At 64.7% G+C, this 20469-nt stretch carries 20 protein-coding genes; 17 read left to right on the top strand and 3 right to left on the bottom strand.

Features of this window, described 5'->3' with window-relative positions:
• The first annotated feature begins 33 nt into the window (after positions 1-33).
• From pruA to KF785_13925, 8 genes are all read left to right on the top strand, one after another.
• Positions 34-1656, top strand: a complete 1623-nt coding sequence (gene pruA, locus KF785_13960; protein MBX3147868.1) for an L-glutamate gamma-semialdehyde dehydrogenase — start codon at positions 34-36, stop codon at positions 1654-1656.
• Positions 1657-1670: 14 nt separating this feature from the next.
• Positions 1671-2477 carry a hypothetical protein gene (locus tag KF785_13955; protein ID MBX3147867.1) on the top strand — a complete coding sequence of 269 codons (807 nt, stop codon included), beginning with the start codon at positions 1671-1673 and terminating at the stop codon, positions 2475-2477.
• A 20-nt stretch (positions 2478-2497) separates the two neighbouring features.
• On the top strand, positions 2498-3439 hold the full coding sequence (locus KF785_13950) for a nitrilase (protein MBX3147866.1): 942 nt from the start codon (positions 2498-2500) through the stop codon (positions 3437-3439).
• Between the two features lie 76 nt (positions 3440-3515).
• Positions 3516-4637: a tetratricopeptide repeat protein gene (locus tag KF785_13945; protein ID MBX3147865.1), complete on the top strand. Its 1122-nt coding sequence runs from the start codon at positions 3516-3518 to the stop codon at positions 4635-4637.
• A 51-nt stretch (positions 4638-4688) separates the two neighbouring features.
• Positions 4689-7328: an insulinase family protein gene (locus KF785_13940; protein MBX3147864.1), complete on the top strand. Its 2640-nt coding sequence runs from the start codon at positions 4689-4691 to the stop codon at positions 7326-7328.
• Positions 7328-7864: a CDP-alcohol phosphatidyltransferase family protein gene (locus KF785_13935; protein ID MBX3147863.1), complete on the top strand. Its 537-nt coding sequence runs from the start codon at positions 7328-7330 to the stop codon at positions 7862-7864. Before KF785_13940 ends, KF785_13935 begins: the two co-directional genes overlap by 1 nt.
• Positions 7865-7898: 34 nt before the next feature.
• On the top strand, positions 7899-8309 hold the full coding sequence (locus tag KF785_13930) for an OsmC family protein (protein MBX3147862.1): 411 nt from the start codon (positions 7899-7901) through the stop codon (positions 8307-8309).
• A complete protein-coding gene (locus KF785_13925; protein MBX3147861.1) occupies positions 8306-8812 on the top strand; it encodes a hypothetical protein in 507 nt (168 codons plus the stop codon). The genes KF785_13930 and KF785_13925 overlap by 4 nt, the downstream gene beginning before the upstream one ends.
• Positions 8813-8818: 6 nt before the next feature.
• Here KF785_13925 and KF785_13920 read toward each other — a convergent pair whose 3' ends face one another.
• Positions 8819-8995, bottom strand: coding sequence for a hypothetical protein (locus KF785_13920; protein MBX3147860.1), 177 nt, complete (start codon positions 8993-8995; stop codon positions 8819-8821).
• Positions 8996-9329: 334 nt separating this feature from the next.
• Here KF785_13920 and KF785_13915 point away from each other — a divergent pair, with 334 nt between their 5' ends.
• From KF785_13915 to KF785_13895, 5 genes are all read left to right on the top strand, one after another.
• The gene (locus KF785_13915) at positions 9330-10040 is read left to right on the top strand and encodes a DsbA family protein (protein ID MBX3147859.1); all 711 of its coding nucleotides are present in this window, start codon (positions 9330-9332) and stop codon (positions 10038-10040) included.
• Positions 10037-10477: a vitamin K epoxide reductase family protein gene (locus tag KF785_13910; protein MBX3147858.1), complete on the top strand. Its 441-nt coding sequence runs from the start codon at positions 10037-10039 to the stop codon at positions 10475-10477. The genes KF785_13915 and KF785_13910 overlap by 4 nt, the downstream gene beginning before the upstream one ends.
• Positions 10464-12404 (top strand): potassium transporter Kup, encoded by a 1941-nt coding sequence (locus KF785_13905; protein ID MBX3147857.1) that lies wholly within the window; start codon positions 10464-10466, stop codon positions 12402-12404. The genes KF785_13910 and KF785_13905 overlap by 14 nt, the downstream gene beginning before the upstream one ends.
• Positions 12405-12908: 504 nt before the next feature.
• Positions 12909-14507, top strand: coding sequence for a S8 family serine peptidase (locus tag KF785_13900; protein MBX3147856.1), 1599 nt, complete (start codon positions 12909-12911; stop codon positions 14505-14507).
• Positions 14508-14528: 21 nt separating this feature from the next.
• Entirely contained in the window at positions 14529-14942 is a 414-nt protein-coding gene (locus tag KF785_13895; GenBank protein ID MBX3147855.1) for a hypothetical protein, read from the top strand.
• Positions 14943-15028: 86 nt separating this feature from the next.
• On the opposite strand, the gene msrA is transcribed toward KF785_13895, so the two are convergent.
• Together msrA and acs are read right to left on the bottom strand one after the other, a co-directional pair.
• The gene (gene msrA, locus KF785_13890) at positions 15029-15592 is read right to left on the bottom strand and encodes a peptide-methionine (S)-S-oxide reductase MsrA (GenBank protein ID MBX3147854.1); all 564 of its coding nucleotides are present in this window, start codon (positions 15590-15592) and stop codon (positions 15029-15031) included.
• A 14-nt stretch (positions 15593-15606) separates the two neighbouring features.
• Complete coding sequence (acs, locus tag KF785_13885; GenBank protein MBX3147853.1) at positions 15607-17562, bottom strand: acetate--CoA ligase; 1956 nt, start codon at positions 17560-17562, stop codon at positions 15607-15609.
• 373 nt (positions 17563-17935) lie between these two features.
• On the opposite strand from acs, the gene KF785_13880 reads away from it, so the two are divergent.
• From KF785_13880 to ccsA, 4 genes are read left to right on the top strand one after another with little or no spacing between them, the layout of a single operon-like run.
• The gene (locus KF785_13880; GenBank protein ID MBX3147852.1) at positions 17936-18244 is read left to right on the top strand and encodes an STAS domain-containing protein; all 309 of its coding nucleotides are present in this window, start codon (positions 17936-17938) and stop codon (positions 18242-18244) included.
• Positions 18245-18270: 26 nt separating this feature from the next.
• Positions 18271-19017, top strand: a complete 747-nt coding sequence (locus tag KF785_13875) for an ABC transporter ATP-binding protein (GenBank protein MBX3147851.1) — start codon at positions 18271-18273, stop codon at positions 19015-19017.
• Positions 19014-19691, top strand: a complete 678-nt coding sequence (locus KF785_13870) for a heme exporter protein CcmB (GenBank protein MBX3147850.1) — start codon at positions 19014-19016, stop codon at positions 19689-19691. Before KF785_13875 ends, KF785_13870 begins: the two co-directional genes overlap by 4 nt.
• Positions 19688-20371 carry a cytochrome c biogenesis protein CcsA gene (gene ccsA, locus KF785_13865; GenBank protein ID MBX3147849.1) on the top strand — a complete coding sequence of 228 codons (684 nt, stop codon included), beginning with the start codon at positions 19688-19690 and terminating at the stop codon, positions 20369-20371. The genes KF785_13870 and ccsA overlap by 4 nt, the downstream gene beginning before the upstream one ends.
• Positions 20372-20469: the final 98 nt, after the last annotated feature.

Genomic DNA, 20469 nt, shown 5'->3' with positions numbered 1-20469 from the left:
GGTCCGCGTCGACTACTATCCGAGCCATCGGCCATGTCCAATACTATCCCGACCCCGATCAACGAACCGATCCTGTCTTACGCGCCGGGTACGGCGGAGCGAGCCGCGGTCAAAGCGGCCCTCAAGGCCATGGGCGGTGAGGTCGCCGACATTCCGCTGATTATCGGCGGCAAGGAGATTCGCACCGGGACGACGGTGCCGGTGGTGTCGCCGCACCGGCACGCCCACGTTCTGGGTCAGGTTCATCAAGCCGGCGTCCGGGAAGTGGCTCAGGCGGTACAGGCATCCGAGCGCGCCTATCGCGACTGGTCGACCTGGTCGCTCGAGGATCGCGCCGCAGTCTTTCTCCGGGCTGCCGACCTGCTGGCTGGGCCCTGGCGTCAGGTGCTCAATGCCGCGACCATGCTCGGCCAGAGCAAGACGATTTTTCAGGCTGAGATCGACGCAGCCTGCGAGTTGATCGACTTCTGGCGCTTCAATGTGGCCTTCGCGGCCGAGCTCGAAGCCAAGCAGCCGCTATCGGTGCCCGGTATGTGGAACCGGATGGAGTACCGACCGCTCGAAGGATTCATCTATGCCATCTCGCCCTTCAACTTCACCGCAATCGGCGGGAATCTGGCGGGCGCCCCGGCGTTGCTCGGCAACACCGTGGTCTGGAAGCCCGCAGCAACGGCGTCATTGAGCGGCTACTACATCATGAAACTGCTGGAGGCCGCTGGCCTGCCGCCTGGCGTGATCAACTTCGTGCCCGGCAATCCGACCACCGTGTCCGATCGACTGCTGGCGGATCGTCGATTGGCGGGCATTCACTTCACCGGATCGACGGCGGTGTTTCAGTCGCTCTGGCGCACGGTCGGCGAGCGGATCAGTGAGTACGCAACCTACCCTCGCCTGGTGGGCGAGACCGGCGGCAAAGACTTCGTGCTGGCCCATCCCAGCGCCGATCCGGCTGCCCTGGCGGTCGCCTTGGTGCGTGGCGCCTTCGAGTACCAGGGACAGAAGTGCAGCGCCGCGTCGCGCGCCTACATTCCGCAGAGCCTGTGGCCGGAGGTTCGGGATCGCGCCGTCGCCATGATCGGCGAACTCAAGATGGGCGACGTGGCCGACTTCCGGAACTTCCTGGGAGCCGTGATCGACGCCCGGTCGTTCGAGAAGCTCAAGGGCTACCTCGATCAAGCCAGGAAAGACCGGGGTGTCACGGTTCTCGCCGGCGGCGGCGCCGACGGCACCAAGGGGTATTTCGTCGAGCCCACCCTCCTGCAGGTCAAGGATCCCAGCTATCGCACCATGTGCGAGGAGCTGTTCGGACCTGTCCTGACGGCCTACGTCTACAAGGACGACGACTGGAAGCCCACGCTGAAACTGGTCGACTCTACCAGTCCCTACGCATTGACCGGTGCCGTGTTTGCCCGCGACCGCTCGGCCATCGCCGATGCGCACCGGGCGCTGCGCCATTCGGCCGGCAACTTCTACATCAACGACAAGCCCACCGGGGCGGTGGTCGGACAGCAGCCTTTCGGAGGCGCCCGGGCCAGTGGAACCAATGACAAGGCCGGGTCGTTTCTGAATCTGATCCGGTGGCTCTCGCCGCGCACCGTCAAGGAAACCATGGTGCCGCCAACCGACTATCGCTACCCGTTCATGGCAGGTCAGTAACACCCCTGTCGCCGATGATCTTGCGCAGCCCGTTCCTGCACGCGTTGCTGGCGGCCACAACGGTGGTCGCCGGGCTTGCCGCCCAGGAACGGGCTGCGTCTCGGTACCAGGCCGTGCACCTCGAGTGCGCGATGTTCAAGGAAAGCGTCCGCACGGTGCTGCGCGGCGAGTCGGGCACCGCCGCGCTGCGGAACGCGGCCGGCCGCGAGGGCGTGCTGCTCCTCACCGCGCGGGATTCCGCCGGCGCACTCGCGCTCGACGCCTGGTATGACTCGCTGACGGTCTGGCGGGAAACGGATGCCGGCCGAGAGATGCCCGACCTGGAGGGATTCCTGGGTGGGCGCTACCGCGGCCTGCTGGCACCCGACGGGCGTTACCAGGCGCTTCGGCTGCCGTTTGTGCCGAGTGAGGTCGCCGACGTTGCGGACCTGGCGCCGGTGCTCGAGGACTTTCTACCCCGCTTGCCCGGTCGGGACCTGGCCATCGGAGCGCAGTGGACCGATTCCGGCTTCACCATCCGACGCGATCGCGACCATCGAGCCGGCGGTGAGGCCCGCCATCGATATGCCTGGACCGTCACCAGCCGGCACGGCGACCGGTATCCTGCCGCAGACACGCTCGAGGTAACGGTCGATCAGGTCGTCCGCGAGGAAGGACAGTTGCTCTGGTCGCCGACATTCGGGCCACTGACCTGGTCGCGCTCAATTTTTGTGACGGCCCGGATTCCCGCGACGGGAGGGGTAAGACGCTCGCTGCGCTCGACGATCGAACAGCGGATCGACGTCGTCCGGCTGTTCGAGCCGCCTCCATCCTGCCGCTGATTGCCCAACAAGGATTCGCAATGTCCATCGTGCGTGCTGCCGTCGTTCAGGAAGCGCCTCAAGCATTCGAGCTCGGCCCCACCCTCGACCGATTCGAGGCACGGGTAGCGGAGGCGGCTCGCCAAGGGGCCCAACTCGTCGTCCTTCCCGAGGCCTTCATCGGCGGGTATCCCAAGGGCGTCGATTTCGGGGCGCGGGTGGGCATGCGCTCGGATGCCGGACGGGAACTGTTCAGTCGGTACTGGGATGCCGCGATCGACGTGCCCGGTCCCGTGACCGAGATCCTGGCCAGCGCAGCGGGTCAGCACGGTGTCATCCTGGTGGTCGGGGTCATCGAGCGGGACGGGGGCACGCTCTACTGCACTGCACTCTACTTCTCGGCAGAGGGTGTCATGCTTGGCCGGCATCGGAAGCTGATGCCCACCGCGATGGAGCGAATCATCTGGGGTTTCGGCGACGGCTCGACTCTCGGTGTGCTCGACACCACCCTCGGCAAACTCGGGGCGGTCATCTGCTGGGAGAACTACATGCCCCTGCTGCGAACCGCCATGTATGCCCAGGGTATCCAACTGTACTGCGCACCAACCGTTGATGATCGCGAGATCTGGGCCTCCAGCATGCGCCACATCGCTCGCGAGGGGCGCTGCTTCGTCCTCTCGGCCTGCCAGCACGCCTGCCGGCGCGACTATCCGGCCGATTACGCCCCGATTCAGGGCGAGGACCCCGGCGTGCGGCTGATTCGGGGCGGCAGCCTGATCGTCGATCCGATGGGCACCGTGCTGGCCGGTCCGGTCTACGACGAATCGACCGTACTGGTGGCGGACCTCGATCTTGGCCTGATCACCAAAGGGAAATACGACTTCGATCCGGTCGGCCACTATGCCCGCCCCGACATCTTTTCCCTGACGGTCGATACCGGTCCGCAGGCCCCGGTCCGCTTCTCGCAGGGCAGCCGATCGTAGCGAAACGCTCGGCGGCCTTGTGCCCTTCGGAAGGCCGCCCATATGTTTCCGTAACCTCAGCCGGGGATTCCACCGGATGTCGGATGGGTTCCGCAGCTCTGATGAGTACGACGAACAAGCCCACCAGCTGTACAATCAAGGCCGTTACGACGAAGCGTTGGCGATCCTGAAGGACGGGCTCGCGGTCTATCCATCTGCCGTCGAACTGTATGTGGGCGCCGGATACGCCTACCTCGCCCGTGAGGAGTACGCCTGGTCGCGAGGCGCCTTTGCCCAGGCGTTGACGCTGGAGCCCGATCACGAGGACGCGCTGGCCGGTTTCGGCGAGGTGCAGCTCCGGATCGGTGATGGAGCCGCCGCGCGCCAGGCGTTCGATCGGGTACTGGAGCTCGGTTTCTCCGAAGACCACGACCTGATGCTGCAGATCGGCCGTGCTCTGTTTCGCGATGGCGAACTGGTTCAGGCACACCGGTTCTTCGAGCTGGCGGCGAGTGCCGATACCGACTGCGAAGAGGCGGCTGCCTGCTTGGGCTACGTCTCCCACCGTCTCGGCCGTGAGGGCGCCGCCATCTTCTGGCTCCGCCGTGCGCTGGCCATCGATCCGACCTTTGCCGAGCCCCGGGTCTATCTCGCCAACCTGCTCTACGATCGCGGCGAAACGGCTGCCGCGCTGATCCACTTCGAGCGGACTGACCCGGAAGAACACTTCGATGAGCTCGGCTTGTTCCGTGCCATCGAACTGAAGCGCACCTTCTTCAGGCTGGCGGAGGACGACCCCAGCCTCGAACCCTGGTTTCAGCGCGTCTCCGACCTGCTCGGTGAGCCCGATCCCGTCGACGAACTCCTCGCCGAGATCGAGGGCATCCAGGCCGACGGCACCGTGCGCGACCCGACCCAGCTCGAGCTCTTTGGGACCATGCTGGTCGAATTGCAGCAGATGCAGCGTCGCCCGGGCCAGCGGAGCGATCATCACCAGATCATCACGTTGGCCGGGCACGCGCTGCGGGGCACTTGGGACGAGATCGTGCTTCAGCTCAAGGCCACCGACCGGAACGCAACCGACCTGTCGGTTGCCGAGTTCATGGCAGGTCAGGCGCAGCGCGGCAAGCAGGAAACCGGCGTCGTGATTCCGATCACCAGCGCGGAGGCGTTCGTTCGCGGAGCCGCCGAGGCAGGTGTGCTCCGCATCGTCCACTGACCGGCGGTGTCTTCCCGGCGCCCACCGGTGTGACGTCGTTATGTTCCCCTCGTGACCCTGACCGCACAACCCTCCATCACGACGCCCCGTTCCTGGACTGAAGGCGTCGTCCGTCGCCGGTTGCCGAACGGCCTGACCGTCCTGGCACAGCACGATCCTGACACCGCCGCCGTTGCCGTCGTGATCGCGGTCCGGGCCGGGTTCTTCGATGAGCCCGATCACTGGCAGGGCATCAGCCATGTGCTCGAGCACATGTTCTTCAAGGGCACCCCGACCCGTGGGGTCGGCCAGATTGCGGCCGAGACCAAGGAACTGGGCGGCTACCTCAACGCCTATACCAGCTACGAAGCAACGACGTATTACGTGGTCCTGCCGGCAACCGGTTTTCGGGAGGCGCTCGCGATTCAGGCGGACGCGCTCCAGCGGGCTTCGATCGACGCCGGCGAGTTGGCCCGTGAGCTCCAGGTCATCATCGAAGAGGCCAAGCGCAAGCTCGACTCCCCCTCGGCGCTGACCCACGAAACGCTGAACGCCGTGCTGTTCGATCAGCACCGGATCCGACGCTGGCGGATCGGCACGGAAGCTCAGCTGGCGGGGTACGGTCGCGAGGACGTCGCCGGGTACTACCACGAGCGCTACGTTCCTGCGAGAACGGTCGTTGCGGTCGTCGGCGGCGTGCCGGTCGAGACGGCATTTGCCGCGGTTGTTGAGGCCTTCGGGGAGTGGCAGGCTCGGCCTGGGGCCACCGAGCAGTCGCCCGCGGAGCCGCCGCGGAGCGGTGTTCGCGTCCGCACCATGCGCGGCGACGTCAAGGGTGCGGAGCTGGCGCTGGGCTGGAGAGGGGCGCCCGATTTGACGGCCGATACGCCCGCGCTGGATCTCGCCGCGATGGTACTGTCGTCGGGCCGAGGGAGCTGGTTCTATCAGGGTCTGCGGCAGCCCGGTCTGGTCACGGCCGCGTCGGCGTCCCACTATGGCGCGACCGATATCGGGGTTTTCTCGATCGGTGCAGAACTGCCTGTCAATCGGGTTGCCGACACCATCAGGGAAATTGCGGGCATGGTGCGCGGGCTGGCCGAATCGGGTCCGACAGAGGCGGATCTCGAGCGCGCCAAGACGTTGTTGACATCGCGGGTTGCCCGGCGACACGAATCGGTTGACGGGCGGGCCACCGCCTACGTAACGGCCGAGGCCTTCGGCGGCCTCGACGGGCTCGACCGGGAATATCGCCGGCTGATGGCGGTGACGGCGGACCAGGTGCGCGACGTCGCGTCTCGCTACCTGCGCCCTGCGGCGGTTGCCGCCGTGGTGTACCTGCCGCGGGGAGAGGGTGAGGACCTCGTTGCCGAGGATCTCGAGGCGGCCTTTGCCGGAGCGGAGCCTGCGGTGCCCCCGCCGGTGCGCGAGGCCATGAGTCTCCCCGTGCCGGCACCTCGCAAGGTCAGTGGTCGAGCGGTCCATGGCGTACTCCATGTCGCGTTGCCGGGCGCCGACCTGCTGCTGCGACGGAAAGCCACGGTGCCGCTCGTCACGACGGGCATCTACCGGGCCCGAGTCGGCGAGGAATCGTCGTCCGATGCGGGTATCGCCGCTCTGGCCCTCCGCTCGGCCCTGCGGGGTGCGGGCCGCTACGATGCTGCGGACCTGGCCAGGCTTGCCGAGGCCTGGGGTGGCACCCTGGGGCACTCGACCGGAGCTGACTGGCTGGGCCTCGGCGTGTCAGTCCTGCCCGATGCAGCCGATCGGGCAGCGCGGTTGCTGCGTGAGGTGCTTTGGCACCCGACCTTCGCGACGGACGAAGTCGGTCGGGAGCGTGAGAGCCTGATCCGTGAGGCCGAACAGGCCGGTGACGACATGTTCCGGCGCCCGATCGATCTGGCACTCGGCGCTGCCTTCGATGATCGCGGCTATGGCTTGCCGCTCAAGGGCACCGTCACCTCGCTCGAATCGATGACCGCGGATGGGGTGCGCGCCTGGCACGCCGGGGAACAGGCCGAAGCGCGGCCGATGGTCCTCGCCGTGGGCAGTCTCGATCCCGAGGTCATGGCAGACCGTCTGGCTGGGATCTTTGACGATCTGCCCGCCCGCCGTGTCGCGGCCCGCCCTGCAAGCAGCACCCTGATCGGATCGGGAGAACCCCGACTGCGGGTCGAATCGCGGGGCAAGGCGCAGACCGCCCTGGCCATGGTTTTCCCCGGCCCCAGTGCCAGCGACCCCGATCGCTACGCAGCCGAGGTGCTTGCCGCGGTGGCGAGTGGTCTTGGCGGCCGGCTCTTTCATCGGCTTCGCGAGGAACGTTCACTCGCGTATACCGTCATGATGTCGAGCTGGCAGCGGGCACGGGCCGGTGCGCTGATGACCTACATCGCGACCTCACCTGCCCGGGAAGACGAGGCTCGTGATGCGATGCTGGAGGAACTGGCACGTTTCCGCGAGGAGTTGATCAGCGAGGCCGAACACCGGCGTGCCGTCAACTACCTTGTCGGACAGGTTCTGGTGCAGCGGCAGACGGCCGGAGCCCTGGCAGGAGAGCTGGTCCATGCCTGGCTGGTGGGAGGCGGGCTCGCTGATCTCGACGATCCGGCCGCCCCCTACCGGGAAGTCACCAGGGAGGCCGTCCAGGAAGCGGCGGTGCGCTACCTGATCGACGATCGGCGTGCGGAGGGTGTGGTCCGTGGAGGGCAGGGGTGATGAGCGCCTCGGGCGGGCGGGCAGCATCTTCGAGCCGCTGGACCGTTGCGGACTATCTCACCTTTTCGCGCTTTCCCCTCGCGGTTGCCTTCGTGGTGGTGCCCTCGGCGGCATGGCGACTCGCCATTCTTTGCGTGGCTGGCGTAACCGACCTGATCGACGGCTGGGCGGCTCGGCGCTGGGGCAGCTCGCGGCTCGGTGTCTTTCTCGATCCGGTGGCCGACAAGGTCTTTGCTGCGGCCGCGTTCGGGGTGGTGCTCTTCGACGGTGCGCTCGCAAGCTGGGAAATCGTGGCGGTGCTGGCGCGTGACATCGTGGCTACGGCGGGGTTTCTGGTCACCGTGATTCGGAAGAAGCCCGTTTCGATTCCGGCACGGATCTCGGGCAAGATCGTGACGCTTTTCCAGTCCATGACGCTGCTGGCGTATCTCGTCGATTCGTCCTGGCTCCGCCCGCTGGCATGGCTGACCGGGCTCGCGGCACTGTATGCGATTGCCGACTATACCTACGGGCGCCGCGACGCACAGGCGCTCTGAAATATTCACTTCAACCAAGCGCAATCAGGTTCTCATGAGCAACAATATTCGAACGGTCTCAGTCGACTGGGTCGGGGGCATGCGGTTTCAGGGCGGCGCACCCGGTGGCCCGCAAACGACAGTCGATGCGGATACCGGCGTGGCGCCCGGGCCGATGCAGTTTCTGCTCATCGCGGCGGTGGGCTGCGCGGGTGCTGATATCGTCTCGATTCTCGAGAAGATGCAGGTCAAGCTGACCAAGCTGCACACCGAGGCGATCGGTACCCGGGCGGAAGATCATCCCCGGAAGTATGTGGCAATCACCCTCCGCTTCACCTTCGCGGGCGAAGGGCTCGACCGCAACAAGGCGGAGCGGGCAGTCAGCCTGTCTGTCACCAAGTATTGCTCTGTGATCCAGTCGCTCGATCCTGCGACGCCGATCACGACCGAGATCGTCATCGAGTGACCTGGGTCGGACGGCTGGCCCTGCTGCTTCTGGGCCTGGGAGCGGGGGAGAGTCAGGCGCAGGGTCGCTGGACCGCCGGGATCGACTTCGTCGGTTTGGCGTCCGATCCGGTCTATGCCGGGGCGGCGGTGTCTCTCGGGCTCGTTGTCAGCCGGGACCTTTCGCTGCTCGGGCGAATCGGGGCGGGCCGGCAGGGGGGCGAAACCGTGGGTCGGGGTGAGGTCGTGCTCGAGTTCCGCTTCGTCGACCGAGCCCGTCGCCGCCCGGTACCGTACCTGGGAGTGGGTATTGCCGGCACGACGGGCCCTCTGCCGGGGCCCTACCTCATTGCGACCGCAGGGCTCGACCTCCCCGCGTCCGGCCGCGGGCATTGGGTGCTGGAGGCTGGCGTAGCGGGCGGGATTCGGCTCTCCGGGGGGTATCGGTATTCTCTCGGGGGGCGGAAACGACGAACGGCCGCTCCAGGCGGCCGTTCGTTCCAATCGGGCGACCCGACCGGTTGAGGCGGCTTACTCCGCGCTCGAACCGGCGACCTCTGGCTTGCGGTTCACGGGGCGGCAGAACCGCTCACCGAGAGTCCGCACCTGCGCCAACTGGTCTTCCTCCAGGTCGGGATACCGCTCCGCGAGATACTGCATCGTGTCGTCCAGCCACTCTTTCTGCTGCTCGGACTCGGCCTCGGTCACACCGCATCGGAGGATGTGGCTGAAGAGTTCGTCACGTGCCTGGTCGAGAGTAGTGGGGACCGCAGCGGGTCTCGTGAAGGGTTTCTTTTGTTGTCTGGCCATTGACCTTCCCTTGAAGAGCTAGGGATCCTCGGTGTCCGGGAACCGGGCACGGGCTCCGTATCCGGGGAAATATAGCTCGAGAGGCGTGGTGAGCCAAGGGAGCGCTCTGTAACCGCCTGCGGGTCATATTAGCTTTGGGCGGCGCGATATCGCCGGCTCGCAAGGGCGCCGTTGGGCGGCGCCGGGCGGCGGGCCAGACCTCCCGACTTTTCCGAACGAGGACGACAGAGCCATGGCAGCAGATTCCCGCAAGGGTAAGAAGACCGCCGCAGCGCCGGCGCCGACGCGATCCTACGCCTTGATCGGCGTGCTTGCCCTGGCGGGCGTTGCCGTGCTTGCGTACCTGGTGACGCGGCCGAAAAGTGTCAGTATTCCGGCCAATGTCGAAGTGCTGGCGGCAGACACAGCCGGGTTTCGCGGCTATCTGCTTGGTTCGGAAACGGCCCCGGTCGAGATCACCGAGTACGCCGATTTCCAGTGCCCGGCCTGCCAGACGTTCGAGCTGATTCAGTTTCACGCCGTCAAGCGGCAGCTGATCGATCAAGGCCTGCTGCGCTGGCGGTATCGCGACTTCCCGCTCGCTCAGCACCGTAACTCTCGTCTGGCGTCACACGCGGCGGCCTGCGCCAACGACCAGGGCAAGTACTGGGAAGTTCACTACGCCATCTATCACAACCAGGCCACCTGGGCCGGATCGAACTCGGCTACCGGGATCTTTCGCGACATGGCGCGCCAGGCAGGCGTCGATGTTGCGGCTTACGATGAGTGCATGGAGTCTGCCAGGTACGCCGGCCGGATCCAGGCCAGTCTCGACGAGGGATTGGCGCTCGGTGTCGCCTCCACCCCGACATTCCTGATCAACGGCAGGCTCTATCCCGGGGTTCTGTCCTCCGACAGCATTGCAGCGATGGTCCGGCAGCTCGCGCCTGCGTCGACGCCATGAATCGTCGCTTGGCCATCGCGCTGCTGGCGCTGGCCGGGGTGTTCGTTGCGAGCTATCTCCATCTCTTCAAGCTGGGGATGATCGGGACGATTGCGTGTGGCACCGGCGGCTGTGACACGGTGCAGCTGTCGGCGCAGAGTGTGTTTCTCGGTGTCGACGTCGCGCTGATCGGGGTGCTGGGGTACCTCGCGCTGCTCGGCCTCGCGCTGCTGGCGCTGCAGCCCAGGTTTGCCGGGGCGAGCTGGCCGGTGACCGGCCTCGTGGTGTTGGCTGCGGGCGCGGTCGGATTTACCGCCTACCTCAAGTACCTCGAGTTCTTCGTCATCGGGGCCGTCTGCCGCTGGTGCGTCGGGTCTGCGGTCATCATCGCGCTGCTGTTTGTTCTCGCGGTGCTCGAGTGGAGAGAGGGGCGATCGCGGCAGCATGAGTCAGTCTGAGGGCTCCACGCCTCACACAGTGCATCACGGTGAGCCGCCGCGCGGCAAAGCGCTGTTCGTGCTGTCGTTTGCTGCCCTGGGAGTCGTCTTTGGCGACATCGGTACCAGTCCACTATACGCGCTGAAGGAGTGCTTTCGCGGGCCCTACGGGGTGCCGCTCACGCCGGAAAACGTCCTGGGAGTGCTCTCGCTCATCTTCTGGAGCTTGAACATTCTCATCTCGTTCAAATATCTCGTCCACATGTTGCGGGCCGACAACCGCGGAGAGGGCGGCGTCATTGCACTCCTCGCCCTGGTCAAGCCGAACGGGAAGGAACGCTTCGGGCGCTGGTTGTTGGTGGCTGTTGGTCTCTTTGGAGCGACCATGCTCTATGGCGACGGCGCCATTACGCCGGCTATCTCGGTCTTGAGCGCCGTCGATGGCCTTGCCGTGGCGTCGGACAAGCTCGAGCCGTTCGTGCTGTGGATCTCCCTCGCGATCATCATCGGCTTATTCTCGGTTCAGCGGCGTGGCACCAGCTTTGTCGGGTCGTTCTTTGGCGCCATTACCATCGTCTGGTTCTTCAGCATCGCCCTCCTGGGGATTCGTGGCATCATACTCGAGCCTGGTGTGCTCGTGGCCATGAGCCCGCACCACGCAGTCGGCTTTTTCCTGCGTGACCCTGGTGTGGCGTTCATGGTGCTTGCGGCCGTGGTGCTGGTCGTGACGGGCGGCGAGGCGCTCTACGCCGACATGGGCCACTTCGGTCGTCGCCCGATTCGTGTGGCCTGGCTGTGCGTGGTGTTGCCTGCCCTGGTGCTCAACTACTTCGGCCAGGGCGCCTTGCTGCTCTCGAACCCGAGCGCCATCGTCAATCCGTTCTACGAACTGGTGCCGGCCTGGGCGCTCTACCCGATGACCGGGATCGCCACCGCGGCGGCGATCAGCGCCTCGCAGGCGCTGATCTCCGGGTCGTTCTCGCTGACCCAGCAGGCTATGCAGCTGGGGTACGTGCCGAGGCTTCAGATTCTGCATACCTCCCGGTCGCAGGTCGGCCAGATCTACATTCCGGCCGTCAACTGGACCTTGATGGTCGTCTGCGTGTTGCTGGTGCTCGGCTTCCGCGATGCCGACAGTCTCGCGGGCACCTACGGTGTTGCCGTGACGATGACGATGATGACCAGCACCTTCCTCTTCTGTGCGATTGCGGGACGCCGGTTCGGCTGGAGTCGGTTGCAGGTCCTGGCGTTCGGGATTGGTCTGTTGTTGATCGAAGGCACCTTCCTGGCGGCCAACCTGACCAAGATTCCCCATGGCGGCTGGGTCCCGCTCGGAATCGGCGTTGCTGTCTTTACGATGATGACCACCTGGCGACGCGGCCGAGCCCTGCTCAATGTCAAGTTGCGCGAAGGGGCGATGCCGCTCGATCTGATGATCTCAGATGTTGGTGCCAAGCTGCACAGAGTCAGCGGGACCGCCGTCTTCATGACGTCGGATCCGACCGGCGCGCCTCCGGTGCTGCTGCATCACCTGAAACACAACAAGGTGCTTCACGAGCGGGTCATCCTGATGTCGATCGTGAACCACCTGGTGCCGCAGATGGAACCGGACGAGCGGGTCGAGATCACCAGGCTCGAGCATGGGTTCTTCGTCGTTCGCGTCCACTATGGCTTCATGGAAACACCCGACATGCCCACCATCGTCGAGATGCTGGCTGCGCATGACATGAAGCTGACCATCCGGGATACCAGTTTCTATCTGGGTCGAGAAACCATCATTCCCGCCAAGCATGCCCCCGGCAGCAAGCCCGGCTGGTTCGACGGTCGGATGACGACCTGGCGCAAACGCCTGTTCGTCGTCATGGCCAACAACGCGCGACCAGCTACTGCGTTCTTCAACCTGCCACCCAATCGGGTTGTGGAAATGGGCGCCCAGATCCAGATCTGAGTTGGCCCGCAGTCGATGGAGCCCTGTCGCGAGCGCCAGGTCACGGGCTTGCTTCGTCTCGTAGTGGCTGGGCCAGATGCACAGCTGGCCTGGTCCTGCCGTGCAGGCGCTGACGTTTGAGTGCGCCACCTCCTTGCCGCCCGAATGCCGGCAGCGCGCGAATCATCCCCGTTCGCGTCGGTCTAACCTGTTGCTGGGCAGGACTTTGCGGTGTGAATCGTATGCTCCGCTGGAGCGTACTGCACGCTCCAGCTGTCAGATTGTGTCTTGACGGGTGGGGGGGCGCGTCCTAACTTGGAAATGTTCCTGCACGCCTGCCGCCGTGATGTCTGTATAGATGCAAGCTGCGCGAAGATCCCGCTCGTCCATGCGCGGCCAGCGTTGTTACGATACAGATTCTGACAGTTGTTAGCTCAACTTCATGGTTGTTTCATGCAAGGTGTTCTTCGTCTCTGTGCTGCCCTCCGCGAGCTCGCATGGAGATGGCTAACCTTAGGAGGCAGGATGGCGAGGTTTCTGAGGTCCTACTTACCCGACTCCACTATCGGCATCTTCGTCGTTGTGTTGGCCGGTTGTGCTGAACAGCCCGAACAGGTTATCACACCGAGCCTTGCCGTACAGAACGCTGTGCCGAGGTCCGGTGCATCTTCAGGGGTTCTCGGCAGGGAGCTGCGCCAGGCTGGAGATCGCAAGGACACCAGGTGGCAACGCATGAGTGACACGGTGCTTGCTGAGCGTGTCAGGTCGGTCGGAGGTCGGGTTATCGTGGGGTTCAAAGACAGCAGTCAGACCGACGGTGTCGATAACGCGGGGAACGTGCTCGCACCACGTAGCATCCACGCGCTTGGTGTCGCCCAGCTGCGGGCTCTTGGGGCAGATATCACGTACGAGTTTCAAAGGATCCCAGCTGTGGCAGCACGGATCCCGGCAGAGGCCGTTTACGAACTCCGACGGAATCCCATCGTCGACTATATCGATCCGACGAGTAGCGGTCAGTGGCATGCACAGGTTACGCCCTGGGGTATTTCACATATCGGCGCAACTGCAAGCTGGGGTCTTTCAACAGGGTCAGGGGTAAAGGTTATCGTTCTGGACTCTGGTCATGACTCAACTCTCTCCGACATCGTCGTACCGGTGGGCTTTCGTTGTACCGGAGGGTCGCCGATCTTCGATTCGCGCGGGCATGGCACACACGTTATGGGTATCGTGGGGGCCGTGCACAATAGCATCGGTGTTGTCGGCGTCGCGTTCGACGCCGCAATATGGAGTGCCAATATTCTGGACGGTTCGGGTTTGCCAGATGCAAATGAGGTCGCTTGTGCGATCGATGTCGCAAGTGTCAATGGAATTTTTGCCGTTAACATGAGCTTTAGTGTCGACACGTCGACTTCCGTGACGGATGCGATCAACGACGGATACAACGCAGGTATGCTTTTTGTGGCAGCTGCCGGCAACACCCACGGCGGGGGTGTTGTCTATCCGGCTTCGCTCACGAATGTGATCGCGGTTACGGCAATCGACAGCACAAACAGCAGGCCTAGTTTCACCGCGCTTGGATCGACAATCGAACTCGCTGCTCCCGGGGTTAACGTTCTTTCGAATTCCCTGCCGTCTGGTTCGATGTGCACGCAAGGCGGTGTGACCGGCACTTGTTCGGGGACCTCAATGGCCGCCCCGCACGTCGCTGGTGCTGCGGTCCTGCTTAAGGCTCGCTATCCCGGCTGGACGAACACAGCAATTAGAAATCGCCTAACCGGCACTGCGACGGATCTCGGCACCAGCGGTCACGACAACACTTTCGGGTATGGCCTCGTAAACGTCGAGAAGGCCCTCAAAATGCAGGCCGCCGTCAATGGTCCGAGCTTTGTATGGTCAGGGTATACAGAGACCTGGGGTGTCTCGATTTCAGGTGGGCAGGCCTCTTATTCCTATCAGTGGTACATCAATGGGTCGTCGGTCGGAACATCGTCAACTCTGAACCATACGCCAGGATCGTCGAATTTCTGGGTCAAGGTGGTCGTGAGTGATGCGCTCAGTTTCGCAACCAGCGACAGTTTGTATGTCGAGAGCAGCTCCTGTACACCGCCTGATATTATCTGTTGACGCGCGACAAGGGAGGACGAGATGAGAGTGTTTCTCGCTACAGCAATGGTCCTGATCACGGCCTGCGCCACCGGTGACAGCATTCAGGATCAAGAGGTCGCGATGCTCGCGGAGTACGGGCGGCCGCAGGAGTGGGTCGTCTCGGATCTCGAGGCGGCCGTAGACCGCGCAGGAGGGCGCGTTGCGATCGGCTTCAAGAATCCGGGCGAGGAACGAGGTGTCTCAGAGTTGGGACAGGTCCTGACGACTCCGGCCAACGTGGCTCAGGCCAAGGCGGACCTCCGGGCCTTGGGCCTGACGTTCACCTATGAGTTTGTAAGGATCCCAGCCGTACTCGCGACGATTTCGAGCAGCCAAGTGGGCGCGATTCTCGCGAACCCGCGGGTGCAGTACCTCGAACCTCCGTCAGGCGGTTCATGGGAGGTCCTACCCTAGCGGTCGTTCCCTCGCGTGGCTCCCCCGGGTTGGCGGATAGGCGGGAGCCGCAGCACGCAGGCCCGGCAGTACAGTTGTTGCCGTCGCTACCGGTATTCCTGTGGGGAACCGAATGCATTCGGCTTGAGCCGCTCGGCGTACTGTGACCGCAGCTTGGCCACCTTGGGTTCGATGGAAAAGACGCAGTACGGCTGGCTCTGGTGCCGCCGGTAGTAGTCCTGGTGATACGCCTCGGCGGGGTAGAATGTCGCGGTCGGTTCGACCGTGGTGACGATCGGATCGCCGAATATGCCTCGCGCGGTCAGGTCCGCAATCACCTCTTCCGCGGTGGCGCGCTGCTCGTCGGATGTCGGAAAGACTGCCGAGCGGTACTGGGTGCCACGGTCGGCCCCCTGGCGATTCAGGGTGGTCGGATCGTGGAAGGCAAAGAAGAGTTCGAGCAGATCGCGATAGCTGATCACGGCCGGGTCGAAGGTGACCTCGACTGCTTCCGCATGCCCGGTGGTGCCGACCGAAACGCGGTCGTAACTCGGATTGCGGACCTTTCCCCCGATGTATCCCGATACGACCCGATCAACGCCCGCCAGTTCCTGGAACACGGCCTCCAGGCACCAGAAGCATCCACCGGCCAGTATGGCAACTTCACGCATGGCGACTCTCCGAGTCAGCTTTCGGTGCTCTCGTACTGATCTTTGAGGCGTGCCACCACGTTGGGGTCGGCCAGGGTAGTGGTGTCGCCTAACGCGCGTCCTTCGGCAATGTCCTTGAGGAGGCGCCGCATGATCTTGCCGCTCCGGGTCTTCGGCACATCACCCACGAAGAAGATGTCGTCCGGCTTGGCGATCGCTCCGATCTTCCGCGCGACGTGATCTTTCAGGTCGTCCTTGAGCTGCGCCGTTACGGCATTGCCCTCCTTGAGGATCACGAATGCCGAGAGCGCCTGGCCCTTGAGCTCGTGAGCCTTGCCCACGACAGCCGCTTCGGCGACCGCAGGGTGATCGACCAGGGCGCTCTCGACCTCCATGGTGCCGATTCGGTGCCCCGCCACGTTGAGCACATCATCGACGCGGCCCAGCACCCACCAGTAGCCGTCTTCGTCGATCTTGGCGCCGTCTCCGGCAAAGTACCGTCCGGGATAGCGACTCCAGTAGGTCTCGCGGAACCGCGCGTCGTCGCCGTAGATGGTCCGGAGCATCGAGGGCCATGGCTCGGTGAGCACCAGGAACCCGCCACCGCGCTCGAGTTCGTTGCCCTGAGCGTCGAGCAGCTTGGCGCTGATGCCGGGCAGCGGATGCGTGGCAGATCCTGGCTTGGTGGTGGTGACGCCGGGCAGAGGCGAAATCATCATGCCGCCCGTCTCGGTCTGCCACCAGGTGTCGACAATCGGACAGCGACTGCCGCCGATATGCTTGTGATACCAGATCCACGCCTCCGGATTGATCGGTTCGCCGACTGAGCCCAGCAGGCGGAGGGTGGAGAGGTCGTGCCGAGCCGGATGGTCGGTACCCCACTTCATGAAGGCGCGGATGGCGGTTGGCGCGGTATAGAGGATGGTCACACCGTACCGCGCGATGATCTCCCAGAGCCGGTCGCGCTCGGGCCAGTCGGGCGCGCCCTCGTACATCACGACCGTGGCGCCGTTGGCCAGCGGTCCGTAGACGACGTACGAATGTCCGGTAACCCAACCGATATCTGCCGTACACCAGAACACGTCGGTGTCTTTGAGGTCGAAGACCCAGCGGGTGGTTGCCGCGACCTGCGTCAGGTAGCCGCCCGTGGTGTGAACGATGCCCTTCGGTTTGCCGGTGGTGCCCGACGTGTACAGGATGAAGAGCATGTCCTCCGCGTCCATCGGCTCGGCGGGGCAGACTGCCGACTGGCCGCTCAGGAGGTCGTTCCACCAGATGTCACGGCCAGGCTTCATTCGCGCGCCCGCCTCCGCCGACGCTGTGCCCATCAAGCGCTGGACGACCACGACGTGCTTGACGGACGGACAGCCGGAGACGGCCTCGTCGGTGAACCGCTTGAGCGGCACGATCCCACCGCGCCGATAACCGCCATCGGCGGTGATCACGGCAACGGCCTGCGCGTCGTTGATCCGATCGCGCAGTGATTCCGCCGAAAAGCCGCCAAAGACCACCGAGTGGACCGCACCGATACGTGCGCAGGCAAGCATCGCGATGGCTGCCTCAGGGATCATCGGGAGGTAGATCGCGACGCGGTCGCCTTTCTCGATGCCGAGGCTCTTGAGCGCGTTGGCCGCCCGGCCGACTTCCCGGGCCAGATCCCAGTAGGTCAGGACTCGGCGATCACCCGGTTCGCCTTCCCAGATCAGCGCGGCCTGGTTGCGGCGAGGGCCGCCCAGGTGTCGGTCGAGGCAGTTCGCCGCGAGGTTGAGCTTGCCCCCGACAAACCACTTGGCGTGGGGAGCTTTCCATTCGAGCGTCGTGTGCCAGCGCTCGATCCACTCGAGCTGGTCGGCCTGTTCGGCCCAGAACGCCAGTCGGTCGCGTTCGGCCTGCTGATACAAGGTCGGTCCGGCGTTGGCCTGGGCGGCGAATGCGGCATCGGGAACGAAACGCCGCTGCTCGTCGAGGAGGGTCTCGATTTGGTCGGACATCGGAGATCGCGGAAGAGGTGAGCGTAACGGCGGGTCTGCCGGCTTCTCCAACATAACCCGGGGCTGGTCCGTTGCCAGGCTTGGCCGGGTCGGAGCGCTCCGAGGTGCACGTTCTTGCTCGCCGAGTGCAGCGGCGTGTCATGGTCGCCCGAGCCAAGCTGCAGTCCCGCAGGGAGTTGCGAGACAGCCTTCACGTTGCAATCCAAGAGAGTCCGAGCGGACTGCAGTGTGGCATCGATGCGATCAGGCCGACTGGGTGTGAGATAACTCGTTGATTCGGGTTGGGTTACTGGCGGCGGTCGCATGGCACCGGACTGGCGACAACAGTGGCAGGGCCAGACGTGATCTCGGCCATAACACATTGAAGGACTGCATGCCCACGACGGAAACCAACGCGCGTGTTATCAAAGCTCCGGAAATCTTCGGACTCGAAGTCCGCAGTGTTTTCCGCGACGCGGCGATTGCGCTGCTTGGTGAAATGACGACCAATGGTGGCGCCCTGATGATCGACTTTGCCGAGACCAAGCGGATCGACTCCGCGGGGTTGGGCGCCCTGATGCTGGTCCAGCGAAAGGCTGCTGAGCGGGAGCAGCGGGTGGTCCTGCGCAATCTTCGTGATGAGTTCCGCTTTCTCCTCGTTCTCACCAAGCTCGACGATCTGTTCGAAATCGAAGCCAAATAGCGGGATCCAGCCTATATTTTCGGGGTGTGCGGTACCGCTGCCTGGCTCCGATTCCGGGACTGATCCTGACTGCATCTCCCTCCTTCCTGACCGTCGACGACGTATCCCGGCGCTTCGGGTCGCGCATGGTCGTCAACCGAGTCACGCTTGCGGTGAGCGGTGGCGAGATTCACCTGCTCGTCGGTCCCAACGGGTCGGGAAAGTCCACCCTGGCGCGGCTGGCAGTCGGGCTGCTGCGGCCCCACACCGGCCGGGTTGCCGTCGCTGGGGCCGACCCGAGGACGGTCGCGTCGGTTCGGGCTGGCGTCGGGTTTGCCGGCCACGAGGCCCAGCTCTACGACGATCTCTCTGCTGAAGACAACCTCCGGTTCGCGGCGCGTCTGACGGGTCATCCTGATCCGGCCGGCTTGGCGCGCGAGGCCCTGGAGCGCTTCGGCGCAGCCAGTGAGCGGCGCACCCCGGTCCGGCGCTTGAGCCGAGGCTTCATGCAGCGGGTGGCCCTGGCCCGTTCTCTGGTCCACCGTCCGAAGCTCGTCGTCTGGGACGAGCCGATGACCGGGCTCGACACGCCCAGCATCGATCGGGTGGTCGAGGTGCTGGCGGAGGAGCGCCGCCGCGGCACGGCGGTGCTGCTGGTCTCGCACGACCTGCCGGATCTCTGGCAGCTTGCTACGCACGTGCACGTTGTCGTCGACGGCGAAATCCGCCTCTCGGAGGACGGGGGCAGGCCGCTCGAAGCGTTCCGCACCGCATACGGGGAACTGGTCGCGTGACCTTCTGGCGTGCGATGCTGGTGATTGCCGGCAAAGACGTGCAGGTCGAGCTGGCCGGAAAGACCGCGCTGGCCACAGCCGTCACTTTCGCCGCCCTGGTGCTCGTCATCTTCAACTTTGCCCGCGACCCCGCTGAGGTGACGCTGGCCACCCTGGCGCCGAGCGTCCTGTGGGTCACCTCCGCCTTTGCGGGGGTGGTGGCGCTCAACCGGTCGTTCGCAATGGAGCGACATCGGGGCGCGATCGACGGGTTGCTGTTGGCGCCGGTCGGGCGGAGCGCCATCTTCGGCGGGAAGTATCTGGCCAACCTCGCGTTCGTGCTGGTCGTCAACGCGGTCATTCTCCCGCTGTTCATTTTGTTCTTCAACATCGATCTGACGCCAGCACTCGGTTGGGTTGCGCTCGCGCTGGCGCTGGCTGCCGCAGGTTACGTGGCGATCGGTACCGTGCTCGCTGCCATGACGGTCCGGACGCGGTTTGCCGAATTGATGCTCCCGGTGCTGCTGCTCGGGTTTCTGGTGCCACCGGTGCTGGTCGGCGTTCAGGCGACGACGCGGTTGCTCGCGGGGCGTCCTCCGGGCGAAATTGCGGGCTGGTTCCGGTTTCTGGCGCTCTACGACGTGGTGTTCATCACTCTCGGCTTTCTGCTCTTCCCGGCAACGATGGACGAATGACGATTCCCGCTGCGCAAGATCCCCTGATCCGTCGGGGTACCGTCCTTACTGTCATCGGGTTGCTGTTGCTGGCCCTCGTCTACGTGCAGGCCATCGGGTTTACCCCGCTCGAGCGATGGCAGGGGCAGGCCCATAAGATCCTCTATCTCCATGCCCCGGTTGCCTACATGACGCTCTCCGCGTTCATGCTGGCGGGCCTGGCCAGTGCGGCCTACCTCTTCCTGCGCGATCGGCGGCTCGACACCTTTGCCGAGGCCACCTCCGAGGTCGGTCTGGTTTTTGGGGCGGTGATGCTGACGACCGGGCCGCTCTGGGCCAAGCCGATCTGGGGCGCCTGGTGGCAGTGGGAGCCGCGGCTCACGCTGACCCTGCTCCTGGTCCTGCTGTTCGTGGGTTATCGTGCCTTGCGCAATGCGATCGACGATCCAGACGAGCGGGCCCGCTACAGCGCCGTGGTCGGAATCATGGCGCTTGCCATGGTCCCGTTCGTTCACCTGAGCGTCTACCTGTTTCGGACCATCCATCCGCAGCCGGTGCTGCTCAAGCCGAGCCGACCCGATATGCCGCCCGAGATGCTGCGCACTCTGCTGTTCTCGATCGCCGTATTCACGTTCCTGTATATCGGACTGGTCACCCTGCGATATGCACTCGGCCGACGCCGGATTGCGAGGTCATCATGAGCGGACCTCCCGACAACGCCTCCTACATGGTGGCGGCCTATGTTGTCACGGCCGTGATCGTGCTGGGGTACGCTGTGGCGCTGATCCGCAGCGGTCGA

Source organism: Gemmatimonadales bacterium (assembly GCA_019637315.1).
Taxonomy (GTDB): Bacteria; Gemmatimonadota; Gemmatimonadetes; order Gemmatimonadales; family GWC2-71-9; genus SHZU01.
The sequence above is the reverse complement of the archived record's forward strand: the minus strand, read 5'-3'. Positions and strand labels throughout refer to the sequence as shown.